This is a genomic window from Flavobacterium swingsii (assembly GCF_900111965.1).
In the GTDB taxonomy this organism is placed as follows: Bacteria; Bacteroidota; Bacteroidia; order Flavobacteriales; family Flavobacteriaceae; genus Flavobacterium; species Flavobacterium swingsii.
The window spans coordinates 100,054-116,596 of record NZ_FOJT01000003.1; the positions used below are offsets into that span (position 1 = coordinate 100,054).

At 33.7% G+C, this 16,543-nt stretch carries 18 protein-coding genes; 3 read left to right on the top strand and 15 right to left on the bottom strand.

Annotation, left to right across the window (positions count from 1 at the left end; genetic code table 11):
- Positions 1-76: 76 nt before the first annotated feature.
- The 11 genes from proC to BM053_RS05660 form a co-directional block, all read right to left on the bottom strand.
- Entirely contained in the window at positions 77-853 is a 777-nt protein-coding gene (gene proC, locus BM053_RS05610) for a pyrroline-5-carboxylate reductase (protein WP_091474975.1), read from the bottom strand.
- A 10-nt stretch (positions 854-863) separates the two neighbouring features.
- Positions 864-2,216, bottom strand: coding sequence for a magnesium transporter (gene mgtE / locus BM053_RS05615; RefSeq protein ID WP_091474977.1), 1,353 nt, complete (start codon positions 2,214-2,216; stop codon positions 864-866).
- Positions 2,206-2,985, bottom strand: coding sequence for a 16S rRNA (adenine(1518)-N(6)/adenine(1519)-N(6))-dimethyltransferase RsmA (gene rsmA, locus BM053_RS05620; protein WP_091474979.1), 780 nt, complete (start codon positions 2,983-2,985; stop codon positions 2,206-2,208). The genes mgtE and rsmA overlap by 11 nt, the downstream gene beginning before the upstream one ends.
- A gap of 112 nt (positions 2,986-3,097) precedes the next feature.
- Positions 3,098-3,400, bottom strand: coding sequence for a GIY-YIG nuclease family protein (locus tag BM053_RS05625; RefSeq protein WP_091474982.1), 303 nt, complete (start codon positions 3,398-3,400; stop codon positions 3,098-3,100).
- Positions 3,401-3,463: 63 nt separating this feature from the next.
- On the bottom strand, positions 3,464-3,778 hold the full coding sequence (locus tag BM053_RS05630) for a hypothetical protein (RefSeq protein WP_091474985.1): 315 nt from the start codon (positions 3,776-3,778) through the stop codon (positions 3,464-3,466).
- Between the two features lie 4 nt (positions 3,779-3,782).
- Entirely contained in the window at positions 3,783-4,094 is a 312-nt protein-coding gene (locus tag BM053_RS05635; protein ID WP_091474986.1) for a DUF4286 family protein, read from the bottom strand.
- A 63-nt stretch (positions 4,095-4,157) separates the two neighbouring features.
- Positions 4,158-5,936 carry a tetratricopeptide repeat protein gene (locus BM053_RS05640; RefSeq protein ID WP_091474988.1) on the bottom strand — a complete coding sequence of 593 codons (1,779 nt, stop codon included), beginning with the start codon at positions 5,934-5,936 and terminating at the stop codon, positions 4,158-4,160.
- 77 nt (positions 5,937-6,013) lie between these two features.
- Entirely contained in the window at positions 6,014-7,285 is a 1,272-nt protein-coding gene (serS, locus tag BM053_RS05645; RefSeq protein WP_091474990.1) for a serine--tRNA ligase, read from the bottom strand.
- Between the two features lie 51 nt (positions 7,286-7,336).
- On the bottom strand, positions 7,337-8,569 hold the full coding sequence (locus BM053_RS05650) for a hypothetical protein (protein ID WP_091474992.1): 1,233 nt from the start codon (positions 8,567-8,569) through the stop codon (positions 7,337-7,339).
- Positions 8,566-9,006 carry a Rieske (2Fe-2S) protein gene (locus BM053_RS05655; RefSeq protein ID WP_091474994.1) on the bottom strand — a complete coding sequence of 147 codons (441 nt, stop codon included), beginning with the start codon at positions 9,004-9,006 and terminating at the stop codon, positions 8,566-8,568. The genes BM053_RS05650 and BM053_RS05655 overlap by 4 nt, the downstream gene beginning before the upstream one ends.
- Positions 9,007-9,008: 2 nt before the next feature.
- Positions 9,009-10,187, bottom strand: a complete 1,179-nt coding sequence (locus tag BM053_RS05660) for a di-heme oxidoredictase family protein (protein ID WP_091474996.1) — start codon at positions 10,185-10,187, stop codon at positions 9,009-9,011.
- Positions 10,188-10,281: 94 nt separating this feature from the next.
- Here BM053_RS05660 and BM053_RS05665 point away from each other — a divergent pair, with 94 nt between their 5' ends.
- The 3 genes from BM053_RS05665 (at position 10,282) to BM053_RS05675 (ending at position 13,357) form a co-directional block, all read left to right on the top strand.
- Entirely contained in the window at positions 10,282-12,153 is a 1,872-nt protein-coding gene (locus tag BM053_RS05665) for an Nramp family divalent metal transporter (RefSeq protein WP_091474998.1), read from the top strand.
- 111 nt (positions 12,154-12,264) lie between these two features.
- Complete coding sequence (locus BM053_RS05670) at positions 12,265-12,918, top strand: metal-dependent transcriptional regulator (protein ID WP_091475000.1); 654 nt, start codon at positions 12,265-12,267, stop codon at positions 12,916-12,918.
- A 40-nt stretch (positions 12,919-12,958) separates the two neighbouring features.
- Positions 12,959-13,357 (top strand): hypothetical protein, encoded by a 399-nt coding sequence (locus BM053_RS05675; RefSeq protein WP_091475002.1) that lies wholly within the window; start codon positions 12,959-12,961, stop codon positions 13,355-13,357.
- Here the strand turns inward: BM053_RS05675 and BM053_RS12100 are convergent, their stop codons facing one another.
- The 4 genes from BM053_RS12100 to BM053_RS05695 are packed head-to-tail and all read right to left on the bottom strand — an operon-like array spanning position 13,358 to position 16,519.
- Positions 13,358-13,477 (bottom strand): FeoB-associated Cys-rich membrane protein, encoded by a 120-nt coding sequence (locus tag BM053_RS12100; protein ID WP_143076466.1) that lies wholly within the window; start codon positions 13,475-13,477, stop codon positions 13,358-13,360. It abuts the gene before it with no gap.
- Positions 13,477-15,570: a ferrous iron transport protein B gene (gene feoB, locus BM053_RS05685; RefSeq protein WP_091475007.1), complete on the bottom strand. Its 2,094-nt coding sequence runs from the start codon at positions 15,568-15,570 to the stop codon at positions 13,477-13,479. The genes BM053_RS12100 and feoB overlap by 1 nt, the downstream gene beginning before the upstream one ends.
- A complete protein-coding gene (locus tag BM053_RS05690) occupies positions 15,570-15,812 on the bottom strand; it encodes a FeoA family protein (protein ID WP_091475009.1) in 243 nt (80 codons plus the stop codon). Before BM053_RS05690 ends, feoB begins: the two co-directional genes overlap by 1 nt.
- A gap of 32 nt (positions 15,813-15,844) precedes the next feature.
- Positions 15,845-16,519: an SCO family protein gene (locus tag BM053_RS05695; protein WP_091475011.1), complete on the bottom strand. Its 675-nt coding sequence runs from the start codon at positions 16,517-16,519 to the stop codon at positions 15,845-15,847.
- Between the last annotated feature and the right edge of the window lie 24 nt (positions 16,520-16,543).

Below are 16,543 nucleotides of genomic sequence, written 5' to 3' on the forward strand. Positions count from 1 at the left end.
AATGGAAATCCTTTTGCTTTTTTCTTTAAAAAGGAAAAGATTGTAGAGGATAGCAGGAATAGCTTCAAATAAAAAATTACTCTTTTATTTTCTGCAATGAGGTTTTTATTCCTTTTATTAATGAGGAACTAAAGCCTTGGTGTTCCATTTCGTTGAGTCCGACGATGGTGCAACCTTGTGGTGTGGTTACTCTATCGATGAGTTGTTCTGGATGTACTTTTTCTTCGAGTAGCATTTTTGCTGCTCCTTTTGCGGTTTGTGCTGCTATGGCGAGTGCAGTTTGAGCATCGAAACCAATTTCTATTCCGGCTTGCATCGAAGCGCGAATGTAACGCAAGGCATAAGCGGTACCGCAAGCACCAAGAACGGTGGCGGCATCCATTAGTTTTTCTTCTATTACAGGTGCTGTTCCTAGCTGTTGGAAAAGTGAAATTACTTTTTGGGCTTCGGTTTTGTCTTTTTCTTCAAACGAAATACAAGTTGCTGATTCGCCAAATTGTATAGCAATATTTGGCATAATTCGTATTACAGCATGGCTATTTCCAACGATATTCTGAATTGTATTTATTGATGTACCACTTACTGCCGAAATGATGGTTTTGTTCTGAATTTTATCTGAAATTTCTTTTAAAACAGTTTCTATCTGATGCGGTTTTACGGCTAAAACAATAATATCTGCTTGTTGAATATTGTGTGCGTTATTGTTAGAAATTTCGACACCCTCTTCTTGTAAATAGGAAATAGTTTCTATGTTTCTTTTGGTAACGGTTACGTGATTATTGGTTGTGTATTTTACTATTCCTAAAGCGATGGCAACGCCAAGATTTCCGCCGCCTATAATGTGTATTTTCATTATTTGAAATTTAAAAACCTAAAATTAGTTTTGCAATAGAGAAATAAATTAATATCCCGCAAATGTCGTTACTTGTTGTAATAAATGGTCCTGTGGCTAATGCGGGATCTATTCCGAATTTGTCTAGCAAAAGGGGTATAAATGTACCTATTAATGAGGCAATAATGATTACAGAAATTAGCGAAATAGTAACAGTTAGTCCTATTCTTAAATCGGCATTTAGAAGGAAATAACTTCCTAAAAAGAGGATTGTTGCTAAGATTATTCCGTTTAAGAGGCTTAGTGATATTTCTTTTATTAATCGGTTAAAAAGTGAGCCGCTCAAAGTATTATTTGCTAAACCTTGCACAATAATTGCCGATGATTGTACGCCTACATTTCCTGCCATTGCAGCAATAAGTGGTGTAAAAAAGAATAATTCGCCGTGTTTTTGCATAGCACCTTCAAAAAGACCAAGCATTTTTACCGAGATAAATCCACCCAGTAGCGCAAGAACCAACCAAGGTAATCGGGCTTTTGTTAGTTCTAGAATGCTATCATCTGCTTCAACGTCTTGTGATATACCTGCCGCCATCTGGTAATCTTTATCGGCTTCATCTTTAATCACATCTACAATATCATCAATAGTAATTCGACCTACAAGTCTGCCCATTTCGTCGGTTACTGGAATGGCTTCTAAATCGTATTTTTGCATAATCCGTGCTACTTCTACATCTTCGGTATCTACTTTTACAGAAGTTACTTTTTTAATATAAATATCACTTATTTGGGTTTTGCTCGATGTGGTGAGTAAATCTTTGAGTGACAAACGTCCTTTTAGCCTGTTTTCGTCATCGACTACATATATAGAGTGTACTCTAGAAACATTTTCTGCTTGGGTACGCATTTCTTTTATGCAAGTAAGTACGTTCCAGTTTTCATTTACTTTTACGAGCTCCTTTCCCATAAGTCCTCCAGCAGTATCTTCGTCATAGCGTAGCAAATCGACAATGTCTTTTGCGTGTTCTACATCTTCTAACTCTGATATTACTTCTTCTTTCTTGGATTGAGAAAGTTCGGCAATAATATCGGCAGCATCATCTGTGTCTAGCTCATCGAGCTCTTCGGCGATTTCTTTTGGCGATAATCTGCTTAAGATGTTTTCACGTAAATCGTCTTCGAGTTCTAATAGAATTTCAGCAGTTTTTTCGGAATCTAGAACTTTAAAAATATAGGTTGCTTCATCAAAATCCAGTTCGTCTAGGATTTCGGCAATATCAGCATGGTGCATATCATTAAGTAAAACTTCCAATTGCTGGTCGTCTTTTTGCTGAATGAGTTGCTCTAATTCTTTTATTAGATCTTTGCTGATTTTAAATTCCATCGGCTTCTATTTTTTGAGTCAGTTCTATAAATTGTTGAACATCTAATTGTTCTGGGCGAAGATTAAAAACTACATCTTCTCTTAAATTATCGGACAAATTTAGTGTTTTTAAACTGTTTCGCAATGTTTTTCTTCGTTGTTGAAACGCTGTTTTTACTACAGTAAAAAACAATTTTTCGCCACACGGCAAGCTATAATCTTTTTTTCTTCGCAAACGCAATACGCCCGATTTCACTTTTGGTGGCGGAATAAATACAGTTTCATCGACGGTAAATAGATATTCGGCATCATAAAATGCTTGTACTAAAACCGATAGAATTCCGTAAGCTTTTGTTCCTTTCTTTTCGCAGATTCTCTGAGCTACTTCTTTTTGAAACATACCTGCAAATTCTGGGATTTGGTTGCGATATTCTAAAGCTCTAAACACAATTTGTGTTGAAATGTTGTATGGAAAGTTTCCAATAATTGCAAACTGTTTGCCATCGAAAATTTCGTTGATATTGTATTTTAAGAAGTCTTTAGAAATGATTTTATCTTTTAGTTTCGGATAATTTTCATCAAGATAAGTTACCGATTCGGTATCAATTTCGATAACGTAAACATTCACTTCTTTTTGTAATAAATACTTTGTAAGAACGCCCATTCCTGGACCTATTTCTAATAGATTTTCATATCCTTCTAAGTTTAAAGTGTCAGCAATGTCTTTTGCGATGCTTTCGTCTTTAAGAAAATGTTGTCCGAGGTGCTTTTTTGCTTTTACTGCTTCCATACCGTTTTGTCTTTCCCGTCTTAACGGAGCTTTTAGTTTTATTTTGGTTTCCCGCCTTCGCGGGAAAGACAAATGTTTTGCTGTCTTTCCCGCGAAGGCGGGAATCTATTTTTTAATTATACCAATCTTCCGAAAGGTCTTTCCAATCTTTGTTTTCTTCTTCAATTAAATTGATTTTCCATTGACGATTCCATTTTTTGAGTCTTTTTTCTCGTAGTATCGCATCATTTATATATTGGAAAGATTCAAAATAAACTAACATATTTATATCATATTTTGAAGTAAATCCTTCATTTATTTTTTGTTTATGTTCTAAAATTCTTCTTTCTAAATCGTTTGTGACACCAATATACAAGGTTCCATTTTTTTGACTTGCTAAAATGTATATGTAATATTGATGTGTTGTTTTAAACATTTAAAAATTGGATTTTTTTTATTTTGGTTTCCCACCTGCGTGGGAAAGACAGCGCGTTAAAAACTAAAACCAAGGTTTTTGGTTGTTTTCAATCACATCCGTTATATATTTCCTATTCCAAATTAACAAACCTTTTTTGCCAATTTTATATAATCTTTCGTGATTAACATTGTTTTTATCAGCCCATTTTATCCATTTTGCAGCGGAAAATTTCCAATAAAACCAACCAAAGAGGGTTCCTATTAAAACTGAAATATTAAAGTTTTGAATTAAAGTATTTAATACAAATATAGACGCTAAACTTATAATAATTATTGGCACGTTTACCAATAATTGACCTCTAAGGGCTATTTGAAAATCTGTTAAATTTTTATCCATAATTTTAATGCTCGCTTATTAATTCCAATTCGGTTCTAAAGGCCAACATTTTATCGCCAAAAAGACGCAATCCTTCTTCACGCAAACGTGGTGCATCTTCTTGGTAATATTTTTCTAATGTTTCTTTGCTATCGGTTGTGTATTGGATTGAATATGTAATTCCTCCCATTTCTTCTTCTATTAAAACTTTGACCATTCTTGCCGAAGTAAATTTGCCTGTTGCTAAAACATCGGCAATGTGTTTTGTTTGCATCCAAGAAAACCATTGATCATGCACACTTTCGTGAATGTTTATTGTTACGTTGTATATTATCATATTTGTGGATTTGTGGATTTGTTTATTCGAATAAACGAACGAACAAATAACCAAATAAACTTTTTATAAATTAGTATCTCCTCGCAATTTTCTGTAATTATTCCTTGCTTCGACAAAATAAATGCTGTCTTCGTGACCGAATATTATTTTCTCGTAATACGCTTTTGCTTTTGCAATATCGGGCAACTGTTTTCTGTAAATTTCTGCCGAAAAAAACAAAGCTTCATCGATGTAAATTCCTTCAGCGTGCTTGTCTATTATTTGTTGGTAATAGTTAAGTGCTTGTTGGAAATTATTTTGTTTTTCGTATAATCTTCCAATTCTGAGCAAAGTTACGTCTTCTATTTTTTGTCCTTTGTGTTGTGCTAAAATAGTTTCAAATGATTGTAATGCTTCGGTATTTTTGTTTTGATAAGCCAAAAAATCTGCTTTCGAGAATTTTTTTAAAGCTACTTGTGTCGAATCTTCGACGGTATTATCGCTAATTAGTAAGAATAATTCCATCGAATCATTGGCAATAAGTTGTGATGTTGACGATTTTAAAACTGTAAATTGTTTTTGCGCCCAATCGAAATCGCCTTTGTAATAACTCGCTTTTGCCATTTTTAGACTGGCTTCATGTGCCATTTGATCGTTTTCTAAATCATCTTGTATTTGGGCATAATAAATAATGGCTTGGTTAAATTTTTCGTTGAGTAACAAAATACCCGCCAATTCCATTTTTACGTCTGCTTTTTGGTAGCTATTCAAAGGTAAATCTAAAGCTTTGGTCAAAATTGTTTTTGCCGATTCGAATTGTTTTAAATAAAAAGCATCAAAATGCGCACTCAAAATTTGTAATCGAATTGAGTAAGGAGAAATGCCATATTTTTTTAATAACAAATCCAGTTTTTCTTTTATAATTGGATATTCTTTAGCCGTTGCTTTATCAATATCTATTGAAATTAATTGATAATGAGCTTCCATTTGTAATTCTAAATCTTGTGTGTTTTGCAAGATAAAATTTAGAATTTCGGTAGCAGTTTCAATCTCTTTGTCATCGATAGTTAGTTTTGCCAAATTGATGATATTGAGTAAATTATCTGGATTTCTTTTAAAAATCGCTTTTTCTTGAATAAAAGCTTTCCCGTAGTCTTTTTGTTGTACAAAAAACCAACTCATAAACTGATTCCAGAAAATATCCTGCGTTTTTTGAGTTCGAATAAGCAATGCTTTTTTTAGACTATCAGAAAATGTTTTCTGAGAATCTTCGGACATAAATCGCGTTAATTGGTTTTGGACCAATGGCAAATTACTTGGAAACTTAAACGAGTAATCGACTAAAGTATCAATCATTAAATCTATTTTCCCCAATTGTCCTTGAAGCAGCGACACTTGATAATCGAAATTTGCATCAGGATTACCTAAAGCTCCCAAACGATAAGCTTCTAAAGCTTGTTCGACCAATACTTTTTGCTCGAAATCTCGTGCAACATTATATACATTATTTGGATTTTCTTTTATTTTTTCGAGGGCAATTTTGTAGTTTTTATCGGCTTTATCCGTATTTTTTTGCAGTTGATAATTATAACCTAATTCGATATATAAATTGGGTTGTCTGGTTTTATCAATTCTACTTTTGATGATAGTTTCGGCTTTGTCAAACTGTTTTAATTGCTGATAACAAGCAACTTGTTTCTGAAAATAATTGTAATTATTGGGATGATTTTTTGCTAAATTTTCATAAATAAGCGTTGCTTTGTCGAATTCACCTCTATCAAAATAATTTTGCGCCAATTGTTCGTTTTGCGAGAAAACAAACATTGGGAACAATAAACTGATATATAGAAGTAAGTTTTTCATCGATTATCTAAAAAAAGAATGTACTAATGTAACAATTTTTATGCTTCATTAGTACATCTAAAAATCATACTGTTTTTTTAATTTATGATATCAAAACCTGTATATTTTCTTAATACTTCTGGAATTACGATTCCTTCTGGCGTTTGGTAATTTTCTAGAATTCCAGCCAAAACTCTCGGCAAGGCAAGTGAACTTCCGTTTAATGTGTGCGCCAATTGATTTTTACCATCTTTGTCTTTGAAACGTAATTTTAATCTATTAGACTGAAATGTTTCGAAATTAGATACAGATGAAATTTCTAACCAACGATCTTGTGCTGTGCTAAAAACTTCAAAATCATAAGTTAATGCCGATGCAAAACCCATATCTCCACCACAAAGGCGAAGAATTCGGTATGGTAATTTTAGTTCTTGTAAAATACTTTTTACGTGTTCGACCATTCCTTCTAACGCTTCATACGATTTGTCTGGATGTTCGATTCTCACAATTTCTACTTTATCAAACTGGTGTAAACGATTTAAACCACGAACATGAGCGCCCCAAGAACCTGCTTCGCGACGGAAACAAGGTGTGTAACCTGTACATAAAACTGGCAATTCGTTTTCGTTAAGAATAACATCTCTAAAAATGTTAGTTACAGGAACTTCAGCAGTTGGAATAAGGTATAAATTGTCTTTTGCATCATGGTACATTTGACCTTCTTTGTCAGGTAATTGTCCAGTTCCGTAGGCAGAAGCTTCGTTTACCATGTGCGGAACCTGATATTCTAGGTAACCAGCATCGGTATTTTTATCTAAAAAGTAAGAGATAAGAGCACGTTGTAATTTTGCTCCTTTTCCTTTGTAAACAGGGAAACCTGGTGCTGTAATTTTAGTTCCTAATTCGAAATCGACAATGTCATATTTTTTAATTAATTCCCAATGCGGTTGTGCATCTTCATGTAAAACAGGAATAGCTCCTTCTTGAAAAATATTTAGATTTTCTTCAGGTGTTTTCCCTTCAGGAACAATGTCTGCAGGAAGATTAGGTAACGTATATAATTTGTCTAATAAATCTTTTGCTAAAGCTTCAGTTATTTCAGACAGTTCTTTGGTTTTTTCTTTATTAGTAGCAATTTGTTCTTTTAGAAGAGCCGCTTTTTCTTTTTCGCCACTTTTCATCAAATCGCCAATCGTTGCGGATATTTTATTAGATTCGGATAAAATAGTGTCTAATTCTACTTGTGTAGCACGACGTTTTTCGTCTAACTGCACAACTTCTTGAACAATACTAGTAGCATCGATACTTCTTTTTGCTAAAGCTTTGATTACTTTTTCCTGATTTTCTCTAATAAATGCGATTTGTAACATAACTTAAATTTTTAATAAGAACGCAAATTTAGCACTATTTGCTTTAATATTTTAAAAATAAGTTGATAATCCTAAACTAAATCCATCGGTGATTGATGCTGGGTTATTAAGGATATCGTGTTGTTTCTGAAAACGATAGTTTAATCTAATTACTGTTTGAGAAGTTGGTCTAAAACTTACTGCTGGCATTATGCTCCAAATATCTTCTCCCATATTGCCTCCAGTTTCGTTAAATTTCCCCACATTCCAATCAACATATTCCAATCGGCAAGCCACATTTAAGGTTGCTTTTTCCCAATCGAGAATAGTTTTGTTTAGAATTGGTTGCACAATATCTATAAAACCACCATGTTGTTTGTTACCAAATTGTTGCGTGTAAGTGCTAGGAACATTTACATTAATCCAAGCAAATTCTGAGGTTATAAATGTTTTAATTTTTGGAATTGTGGTATTAAAATCGATAGCGAAAACACTAACACGACGTTTTTCATCTAAAATAATTCCGTCGTCTTGAAATTTATTATAAATTCCTCCCATGTAAGAAATTCCAATCTCACCAATTTTAATATTTCGTAAAGCTAATTTCCCTGTAAATAAAGGTTCACCACTGTTTATTTCTTCAAATCGCTCTGGATTATCTTTTGCTGCTGGCAAGAAAGTTTTGTTTTCTGTGTTTTCGATAATCGAATTGTCGAAACTTCCTGAAAAATAAGCTTCGTAGCCAACCATCCAGTTTCCTGAATATTTTTTACCAAATAAACCAGCGCCAGCATTACTAAAAGTACCAGGAAGCATTTGTGTTGCAGATATTGGTCGGTCTGTAAATTCCCATTTTGGACCATCATGATTTTGATTGAATGCGCCAATAGGGTTTACAATGATTCCTGCTCTAAAATTAACTAATGGATGAAATTCGACATCGACCGAAGCGAACTCAATTGCTACTTCTTTTCCGCCATCTTCAAACTCTATTTCACTTAAAAATTTGACACGTTTGCTTATCGCAGATGACATAAAAATGGACAATCTTCGGGCTTGAAACTGGTGTCCTTCCGAAATACCATCGGTGGTAAGATGTTGCCAATTTGTTTCGAGATAACCACCAATAGAAATTGGAGTTTTACCAATATTTAATGCTGGACGATTATATAATGCGTCCATATTTAATGTTTTTACCGTGTCTTTCGGAACACGTTTTAAAAGGGTTGGGTCTATTTGAGCGTTTGCATTTACATTGAAAAAGAACGTAAGGACTATTATAAAATAGGTAAAAGTTAATCTCATTTTAAAGATATTTTTAGGGTATTGTTTTCTATTGTAATCGGAAATTTCCTCAAATCTCCTTGCGCAGGACCAGATTCGACAACGCCATTGTTGCTAAATTCGCTTCCGTGGGCTGCACATTGTAGTTTGTCGCCAAAAACCTGTAATTCTGCTCCTTGATGAGTACATTTCATCAATAAAGCCGAATAATTTTTGGCATCAAATCGATACACACAAATTGGATATTGTAAGACTTCGTTTTGAACAATTATATATTTTCTGAATTCGGTTTTTGTCTCCGATTTTATTTCAAAATCAGTTATTGGGACCAAAATATCTGAGCCTTTTATTTCTTTGGTTAAAGTCTGAGAAGAAGAACAACTCTCTAACATCGAAACACCAACAAGTCCTGCCAAACAGCCAAAACCGCAAGTTTTTAGAAATTCTTTTCTGTTCATGACTATAAAGATTTTAAGAATTTTATCAACGCATTTTTTTCGTCTTGAGAAAGATTGTCAAAAGCCATTTTGCTATTTGTAGCTTCTCCGCCATGCATAGAAATGGCTTGTTCGATACTTTGAGCTCTTCCGTCGTGCATTAAAAATAGATTTCCACCTTGTGCATTTTCAGAAAGGCCCAATCCCCAAAGTGCAGGTGTTTTCCATTCGGCAGTTTTTGCGCTTCCTTCGGTATAACCGTCATTTAAACCAGGTCCCATATCGTGTAAAAGCAAATCGGTATAAGGAGAAAATGTTTTGAAAGACAAAGCACTAATTGGAGAATATCCTGTAGTCAAATCCGATTTATGACAACCAACACAATTCACCTGATTGAATAAATTCTTCCCTTGATTGACAACCGCATCGTTCTGATTGCGTTGAATAGGTGCTTTTAGCGTTTTTAGATAAAAAACGACATCGTTAATCGTACTTGTTGCTATTTCTGGGTCAATTTCTTCGTTAGTATAGGCATCGATAGGGTTAAACATTGATGTAATTCCTATATCTTGATTGTAAGCATTTACCGTTTGATGTAATAAATTGAAGGCTGCTGCTTTTTTTCCGAAACGACCAATATATTTTCCGTTCAGAGAAATTGCACCTACTGGATCTATAAATGAAGGCATTGAAATCCAGTTTGGCACTCCAGAAATACCATCTCCATTAGCATCATTAGCATCAGCCATGGCTAATATATCATTATCAGTAAGAAATTGCAAAAATCCTAAACCAGTATTTGCAGGTGGTGTAAATTTTGCGAAAGTAGCTCCAAAAGGAATTTGTTCTGGCAAAAAACCAGGTAATGCTCTGTTTTGTAATTGTGGTCCGCCAAGATGTAAAAAAGTGTTTCCGTTTTCATCAGCTTGTCCAAATCTTGTCAGTGTGGTAAACGGATGTCCTTTTCCGTCGCCAGCATGACAGCTAATACAACTTGTAGACACAAATGTAGATCCCAAGCCAGTTTCTCGAGTAAAAACCTCATTAAACGCCACATCGCCTTTTAGGAATCTTGCTAATTCTTCGGTCGAAAGTCCATCAACTGTTCCATCTAAAACTTCATCATCTGCAGGAACAGCAACATAAGATTCTTCACATGAAGAAAGAATTACAATAAATAGTAGTAAAAATATTTTTTTCATTGTACCGAAATTTAATTTTTAGACAAAACTAAAAAATATATTCATACAAAACAAAATATATAATTATATTTGCTAAATATAATTTTTTTCAAACATGGGAAAATCCTTAGAAGAAGTAAACCAATCGGTTTCAACACAAAATAAAACTACTGTTTTTAGAAAAATATTAGCCTTTTTTGGTCCCGCATATCTTGTTAGTGTAGGTTATATGGATCCAGGAAATTGGGCAACCGATTTGGCTGGAGGTAGTCAGTTTGGTTACGCTTTGATTTGGGTATTGTTAATGAGTAATATTATGGCGTTGCTGCTACAAAGCTTGAGCGCCAGATTGGGAATCGTAACTCAAAGGGATTTAGCACAAGCTTCGCGCGAGACGTATTCGAAATTCATCAATTATATTCTATACTTTTTAGCTGAAATTGCGATTGCCGCCTGTGACTTAGCAGAAGTTTTAGGAATGGCGATTGGATTAAACTTACTTTTTGATATTTCACTAATTAATGGTGTACTGATTACGGTTTTGGATACTTTTTTATTGCTTTTCCTTATTAATAAAGGAATTCGTAAAATGGAAGCTTTTATTATAGCATTAGTAGCCATCGTAGGATTTTCGTTTGTATTTGAAATGATTTTTGCACAGCCTGAAATGGGAAAAGTAATTACAGGATTAATTCCTACTTTACCTGGTGAAGGAGCTTTGTATATTGCCATAGGAATTATTGGCGCAACCGTAATGCCACACAATTTATACTTGCATTCTTCATTAGTACAAACCCGAAAATTTGACCGAAGCAAAAAAGGAATTCTTCAAGCTTTGAAATACAATTTTATAGATTCGACCATTGCTTTAAATTTGGCTTTCTTCGTTAACGCAGCCATTTTAATTTTAGCAGCAGCTACTTTTCACAAAGCTGGTATGTTTGAAGTGGCCGAAATTCAAGATGCGCATCGATTGTTAGAGCCTATGTTAGGTAACAAATGGGCGCCAATCTTATTTGCAGTAGCATTAATAGCAGCTGGACAAAGCTCTACAATAACAGGAACTCTCGCAGGACAAATCATTATGGAAGGTTATCTGAATTTGCGAATTCAGCCGTGGGTTCGTCGTATTATAACTCGTCTAATTGCCATTGTGCCTGCTGTGATTGTAATTTCAATTTTTGGCGAAAGCGTAACCGGAAAAATGCTAATTTTAAGTCAAGTAATTTTAAGTTTGCAGTTGGGTTTTGCTATTATTCCATTAATCCATTTTGTAAGTGATAAATCTAAAATGAAAGGATTCCATATTAGTAGAACCACTCAAATTGCGGCTTGGTTAATTGCTTCCATCATTGTTTCTTTGAATGCTAAATTAGTATATTCGGAAATCGCAGGTCTTTTAGAAACTTCTGAAAACCCAACTATTTTGTGGTTCACAGTAGTTCCATTAGCCGTAAGTTTCTTAATCTTATTATTGTATATCGTTTTTAAACCTTTTATTTCAAAACTAAAAGCAGATATTTTAAACCACTCACCACACAACCTAAAATTACAGTTTTCGCCAGCAGAAACTTATAATAAAAAGGACATTGCTGTTTCGGTAGATTTTTCAAATGCCGATGAAGTTGCCATAAATAGCGCTTTCGAATTGGGTGGAAAAGAAGCAAAATACACACTAATTCACGTTGTAGAAACCGTCGGAGCGATGATGTATGGCGATGACATTGAGGATTGTGAAACTACAATCGACGAAAAATTATTAGAAGATTACAAAACCATGCTTTCTGAAAAAGGATTCAAAGTAGAAACAGTTTTAGGATTTGGAAAACCAAACAAAGCAATTTCAGATATTATAAATGCGGGCGATTTCGACGTTTTAGTAATGGGAACCCATGGTCATCGCGGCATAAAAGATTTGCTTTTTGGCACCACAGTCGATAAGTTGCGCCACGAAATTTCAATTCCATTATTTATCGTTAAAAAATAATTTTTTCAGGAGCTAATCCCGCTATCATTCCAAATCTTTTCCTTTTTTAAAGAAAAAAAGGAAAAGGATTTTCCCTTCTATCGGGGCTAAAAAACAGAAAATTAGAATCATATGACTTTTTCAGAAGAAAATTATCTAAAAACAATTTACCATCTCACTGCTATTTCAGATTCGGAAATAAGTACAAATTCCATTGCCGAAAAAATGGAAACCAAAGCATCATCAGTTACCGATATGCTTAAAAAATTATCTGAGAAGGATTTAATAAATTATAAGAAATATCAAGGCGTTTCGCTTACAGAAAAAGGTTCGCTTTCGGCAAAAATGATTGTGAGAAAACACCGTTTGTGGGAAGTTTTTTTGGTCGAAAAACTAAATTTTCCTTGGGACGAAGTACATGATATTGCGGAACAATTAGAACACATAAAGTCCGAAAAACTAATTAATAAATTAGATGATTTTCTGGGTAATCCAACCGAAGATCCACACGGCGACCCAATCCCGAATGCTAACGGACAAATTATTTCGATAGAAAAACAATTGTTATCAGAACTAAACGAGAAACAATCTGGGATTTGTGTTGGTGTAAAAGATACGTCATCGGAATTTTTAAAATATCTAGACAAACAAGAAATAGCGTTGGGTTCTAAAATTGAAATCATATCGAAAGAATCCTTCGATTTATCATTAAAAATAAAAGTTGATACAAAAGAACTGACGATTTCAAATAAAATTGCGAGTAACTTATTTGTAAAAATAATGTAAGAAAAGGCATTATATTTGATTCAACTTTAAGAAAGCTCAAATGAAAAATATCTTTTTCTCTCTGTTATTAATTTTTAGTACTTCTGTTTTTGGACAAGAATCGCAACAAAAGCCTATAAAAATTAGCTATAAAAATTGTCTTGCTAAAAAAGGATATTCTTTCCGACTAAAAGAAGTAACCTCAGATTCTCGCTGTCCCGAAGGCGTACAATGCATTTGGGCTGGCGAAGTGCAAACGGTTATTTTAGTTTATAAAGACAAAAAATTGGTAGAAGAAACAAAACTTACGGTTTCGCCAAACAACAATGAAGAAGTGATTGACTTTTTTGCAAAATATTATGCTAAGAAGAAAATAGAATCTATTTATGTTTTCCCATTTCCTATAAAAGATAAAGTTTTAGACAAAAAAGAGTATCGTTTGGAAATTAGTTTTGAGTAGTTATTTACAACCACAATCGCCACCACAATTTTTATCGTTTTTCTTTTTGCCAAAGAATTTCTTGTACAGAAAATATACTGCAACAATTAATAATAATATAGTAATGATTTCTTGTATCATTATTTCAAGATTTGATAAGCAATTAGTGCTACAGTATAAGCAAATCCGCTCATAAACACCAACTGAATTGCTGGCCATTTCCAAGAATTCGTTTCTTTTTTAGTCACTGCAAGTGTACTCATGCATTGCATGGCAAAAGCATAAAAAAGCAGTAACGAAACGCCCGAAGCCAAGTTAAATAGTTTATCTCCAGTTATAGGATTTATTTCGGTAGATAATTTATTTTTTATAGTAGCTTCTTGATCTCCAGTTTCTTCGATGCTATAAATCGTAGCTAATGTTCCTACAAAAACTTCTCTTGCTGCAAACGAAGTTACAATAGCAATTCCTATTTTCCAATCGTAGCCTAGTGGCGTAATGGCTGGTTCTATCGATTTCCCTATAATTCCTATATAAGAATTTTCTAATTTATAAGAAGCAATTTCATTTTCTAAATGTTCTGTCGCAGGGTTTTGTTTTGAAACTATTTCTCTCGCATTTCTAAAATTTTCACCAGGACCGTAAGAAGCCAAAAACCACAATATTACCGAAAGTGCTAAAATCATTTTACCAGCTCCAAAAACGAAAGATTTTGTTTTTTCAATAACATTTATCACCACGTTTTTAAACATAGGAAGTTTGTAATTGGGCATTTCGACAACAAAGTAGGATTTCGATTGTATTTTTAAAATTTTGTTCAATAACCAAGCAGAAAAAAATGCCATTCCGAAACCTAATAAATACAACATCATTAGTGTAAGTCCTTGCAAATTAAACAAACCAAAAAGTCTTGTATTTGGGATAACTAATGAGATTATAATCGAATAAACAGGCAATCTTGCAGAACAAGTAGTAAACGGAGTAACTAAAATTGTGATGAGCCTTTCTTTCCAGTTTTCGATATTTCGGGTTGCCATAATTGCAGGAATTGCACAAGCGGTTCCCGAGATTAGCGGCACCACACTTTTGCCAGAGAGACCAAATTTTCGCATCGATTTATCCATCAAAAAGACGACACGACTCATATAACCACTTTCTTCAAGAATGGAAATAAATAAGAATAAAAAGGCAATTTGTGGAATAAAAATAGCGATTCCGCCCAATCCTGGAATAATTCCTTGCACGATTAGATTGGTTAAAACGCCTGCTGTTAGTTGAGACTCTGTCCATGAACTTAAGGAAACAAACGAACTGTCTATAAAGTCCATGGGTAAACTAGACCAATCGAAAATAGACTGAAAAATAAGCATCAGAATCAAGAAGAAAATCACATAACCAAACACTTTGTGCATCAGTATCCGGTCGAGTTTGCTTCGTAAATCTTTGGCGGAAGCCAAGTCTATTTTTTGTCCAACTTTCAAAACATCATTAATAAACTGATAGCGTTTGATGGTTTCTTTTTGTTGTAATCTTTTTAGGTCTTCTTTCGATTTTGCAAACGAAGGATTTGGTAATTCGTTTCGGTTTAAATTCGCAAAATTTACATCTTGCGTGATAACCAACCACAATTTATATAACGACTGATTTGGGAAAGCTCTTCGTAAATTATTAAAATAAGCAACATCGATACTCGAAGCATTCAAACACGGTTCGGTCGTGATGTTTTTGTAATTGATGATTAGATTTTTCAAATTATCAATTCCTTCTCCTTTACGAGAACTTACGAGCGCGATTTTGGTTTTCAGCTGATTTTCTAAATACGGAATATCTAACGAAATCCCTTTATACGACATTCTATCGGACATGTTGATGACTAGAATTGTCGGAATTTCTAAATCTTTTATTTGGGTAAAGAGCAATAAATTTCGTTTCAGATTTTCAACTTCGGTAACTACAATCGCTACGTCTGGAAAATCTTTGTCGTTTTTGTTTAATAGTAATTCGATAACCACATTTTCGTCGAGCGAGCTTGCGTTTAAACTATATGTTCCAGGTAAATCGAGGATGGTTGCCTTAAGATTTGATGATAATTTGCAAACACCTTGTTTTTTTTCGACGGTAATTCCGGGATAATTTCCCACTTGTTGATTTAACCCAGTAAGTTGGTTAAATACCGAAGTTTTCCCAACATTTGGATTTCCAATTAAAGCAATATTAATGTTACCGACTTTCATTATAGTTGGTTTTCTTTAGAAATTTCTACTTCGATAATAGAAGCAGTTTCTAATCTAATGGCGACATGACTATCGTTTATGTTCAAATATAAAGGATCACCAAAAGGCGCAATTTGAATAACTTCGACCATATTTCCAGGCAAACAACCCATTTCTAATAACTTTAGAGGAATATTGTTAATGTCAAAATCTTTGATGATTGCTTTTTGACCAATGGCGAGATTTGAAATGGTTAAGTTCAAGTTTATTTAGATTGAATAAATGTAAAGCAAAATTAATCCTTTTTATTGGATTCACACAAAAAAAGAATGTCTTGCAGTAATTTTTCGACTTCTTCACGTTTGGTACCATCATAAAAACCGCGAACTCTTCTTTTGTTATCAACTAAAACAAAGTTTTCGGTGTGTACCATATCATATAATTCCGATGGTTTTCCAGTTTTTACCGCTAAATAAGATTTTCTAGCAATGTAGTAAATGTCTTTTTTGTTTCCGGTTACGAGATTCCATTTGGCATCAATAACACCTTTTCTTTTGGCGTAAGCTTTTAGCACCGAAACACTATCAATCTCTGGCGTTACCGAATGGGAGAGCAACATCACTTTCGGATTGTCTTTAATTTGGTCTTGTAACCAAACCATATTATCTGTCATCATTGGGCAAATTGTGCCACAAGTAGTAAAAAAGAAATCGGCTACATAAATTTTGCCTTCATAATCTTTTTGGGTAATTATTTTTCCGTTTTGGTTGGTAAAAGCAAAATCGGCAATGATATGTTTATTGGCAACATATTGAATTGTCGAATCGACCAACTCAGGATTTACCATCGATGGTGTAAAAACGGGAAGTGTTTTACGATTTAAGACATTATAAAATAACCAAATTATAATTACTGATAAAAAGAATAGTACTATAAATAAGGTTTTAAATTTTCGTAAAAAATGAAGCATGAGGTAATTTTTTTGCAAAAATAC

What these genes read in the sequence shown, in the direction of transcription:
- BM053_RS05660 (WP_091474996.1), bottom strand. Translation starts at nt 10,187, where the DNA reads ATGAAAAAAATATTTTTACTACTATTTATTGTAATTCTTTCTTCATGT.
- BM053_RS05665 (WP_091474998.1), top strand. Translation starts at nt 10,282, where the DNA reads ATGGGAAAATCCTTAGAAGAAGTAAACCAATCGGTTTCAACACAAAAT.
- BM053_RS05670 (WP_091475000.1), top strand. Translation starts at nt 12,265, where the DNA reads ATGACTTTTTCAGAAGAAAATTATCTAAAAACAATTTACCATCTCACT.
- proC (WP_091474975.1), bottom strand. Translation starts at nt 853, where the DNA reads ATGAAAATACACATTATAGGCGGCGGAAATCTTGGCGTTGCCATCGCT.
- feoB (WP_091475007.1), bottom strand. Translation starts at nt 15,570, where the DNA reads ATGAAAGTCGGTAACATTAATATTGCTTTAATTGGAAATCCAAATGTT.
- BM053_RS05695 (WP_091475011.1), bottom strand. Translation starts at nt 16,519, where the DNA reads ATGCTTCATTTTTTACGAAAATTTAAAACCTTATTTATAGTACTATTC.
- rsmA (WP_091474979.1), bottom strand. Translation starts at nt 2,985, where the DNA reads ATGGAAGCAGTAAAAGCAAAAAAGCACCTCGGACAACATTTTCTTAAA.
- BM053_RS05650 (WP_091474992.1), bottom strand. Translation starts at nt 8,569, where the DNA reads ATGAGATTAACTTTTACCTATTTTATAATAGTCCTTACGTTCTTTTTC.
- BM053_RS05625 (WP_091474982.1), bottom strand. Translation starts at nt 3,400, where the DNA reads ATGTTTAAAACAACACATCAATATTACATATACATTTTAGCAAGTCAA.
- BM053_RS12100 (WP_143076466.1), bottom strand. Translation starts at nt 13,477, where the DNA reads ATGATACAAGAAATCATTACTATATTATTATTAATTGTTGCAGTATAT.
- BM053_RS05640 (WP_091474988.1), bottom strand. Translation starts at nt 5,936, where the DNA reads ATGAAAAACTTACTTCTATATATCAGTTTATTGTTCCCAATGTTTGTT.
- BM053_RS05630 (WP_091474985.1), bottom strand. Translation starts at nt 3,778, where the DNA reads ATGGATAAAAATTTAACAGATTTTCAAATAGCCCTTAGAGGTCAATTA.
- BM053_RS05635 (WP_091474986.1), bottom strand. Translation starts at nt 4,094, where the DNA reads ATGATAATATACAACGTAACAATAAACATTCACGAAAGTGTGCATGAT.
- serS (WP_091474990.1), bottom strand. Translation starts at nt 7,285, where the DNA reads ATGTTACAAATCGCATTTATTAGAGAAAATCAGGAAAAAGTAATCAAA.
- BM053_RS05675 (WP_091475002.1), top strand. Translation starts at nt 12,959, where the DNA reads ATGAAAAATATCTTTTTCTCTCTGTTATTAATTTTTAGTACTTCTGTT.
- mgtE (WP_091474977.1), bottom strand. Translation starts at nt 2,216, where the DNA reads ATGGAATTTAAAATCAGCAAAGATCTAATAAAAGAATTAGAGCAACTC.
- BM053_RS05655 (WP_091474994.1), bottom strand. Translation starts at nt 9,006, where the DNA reads ATGAACAGAAAAGAATTTCTAAAAACTTGCGGTTTTGGCTGTTTGGCA.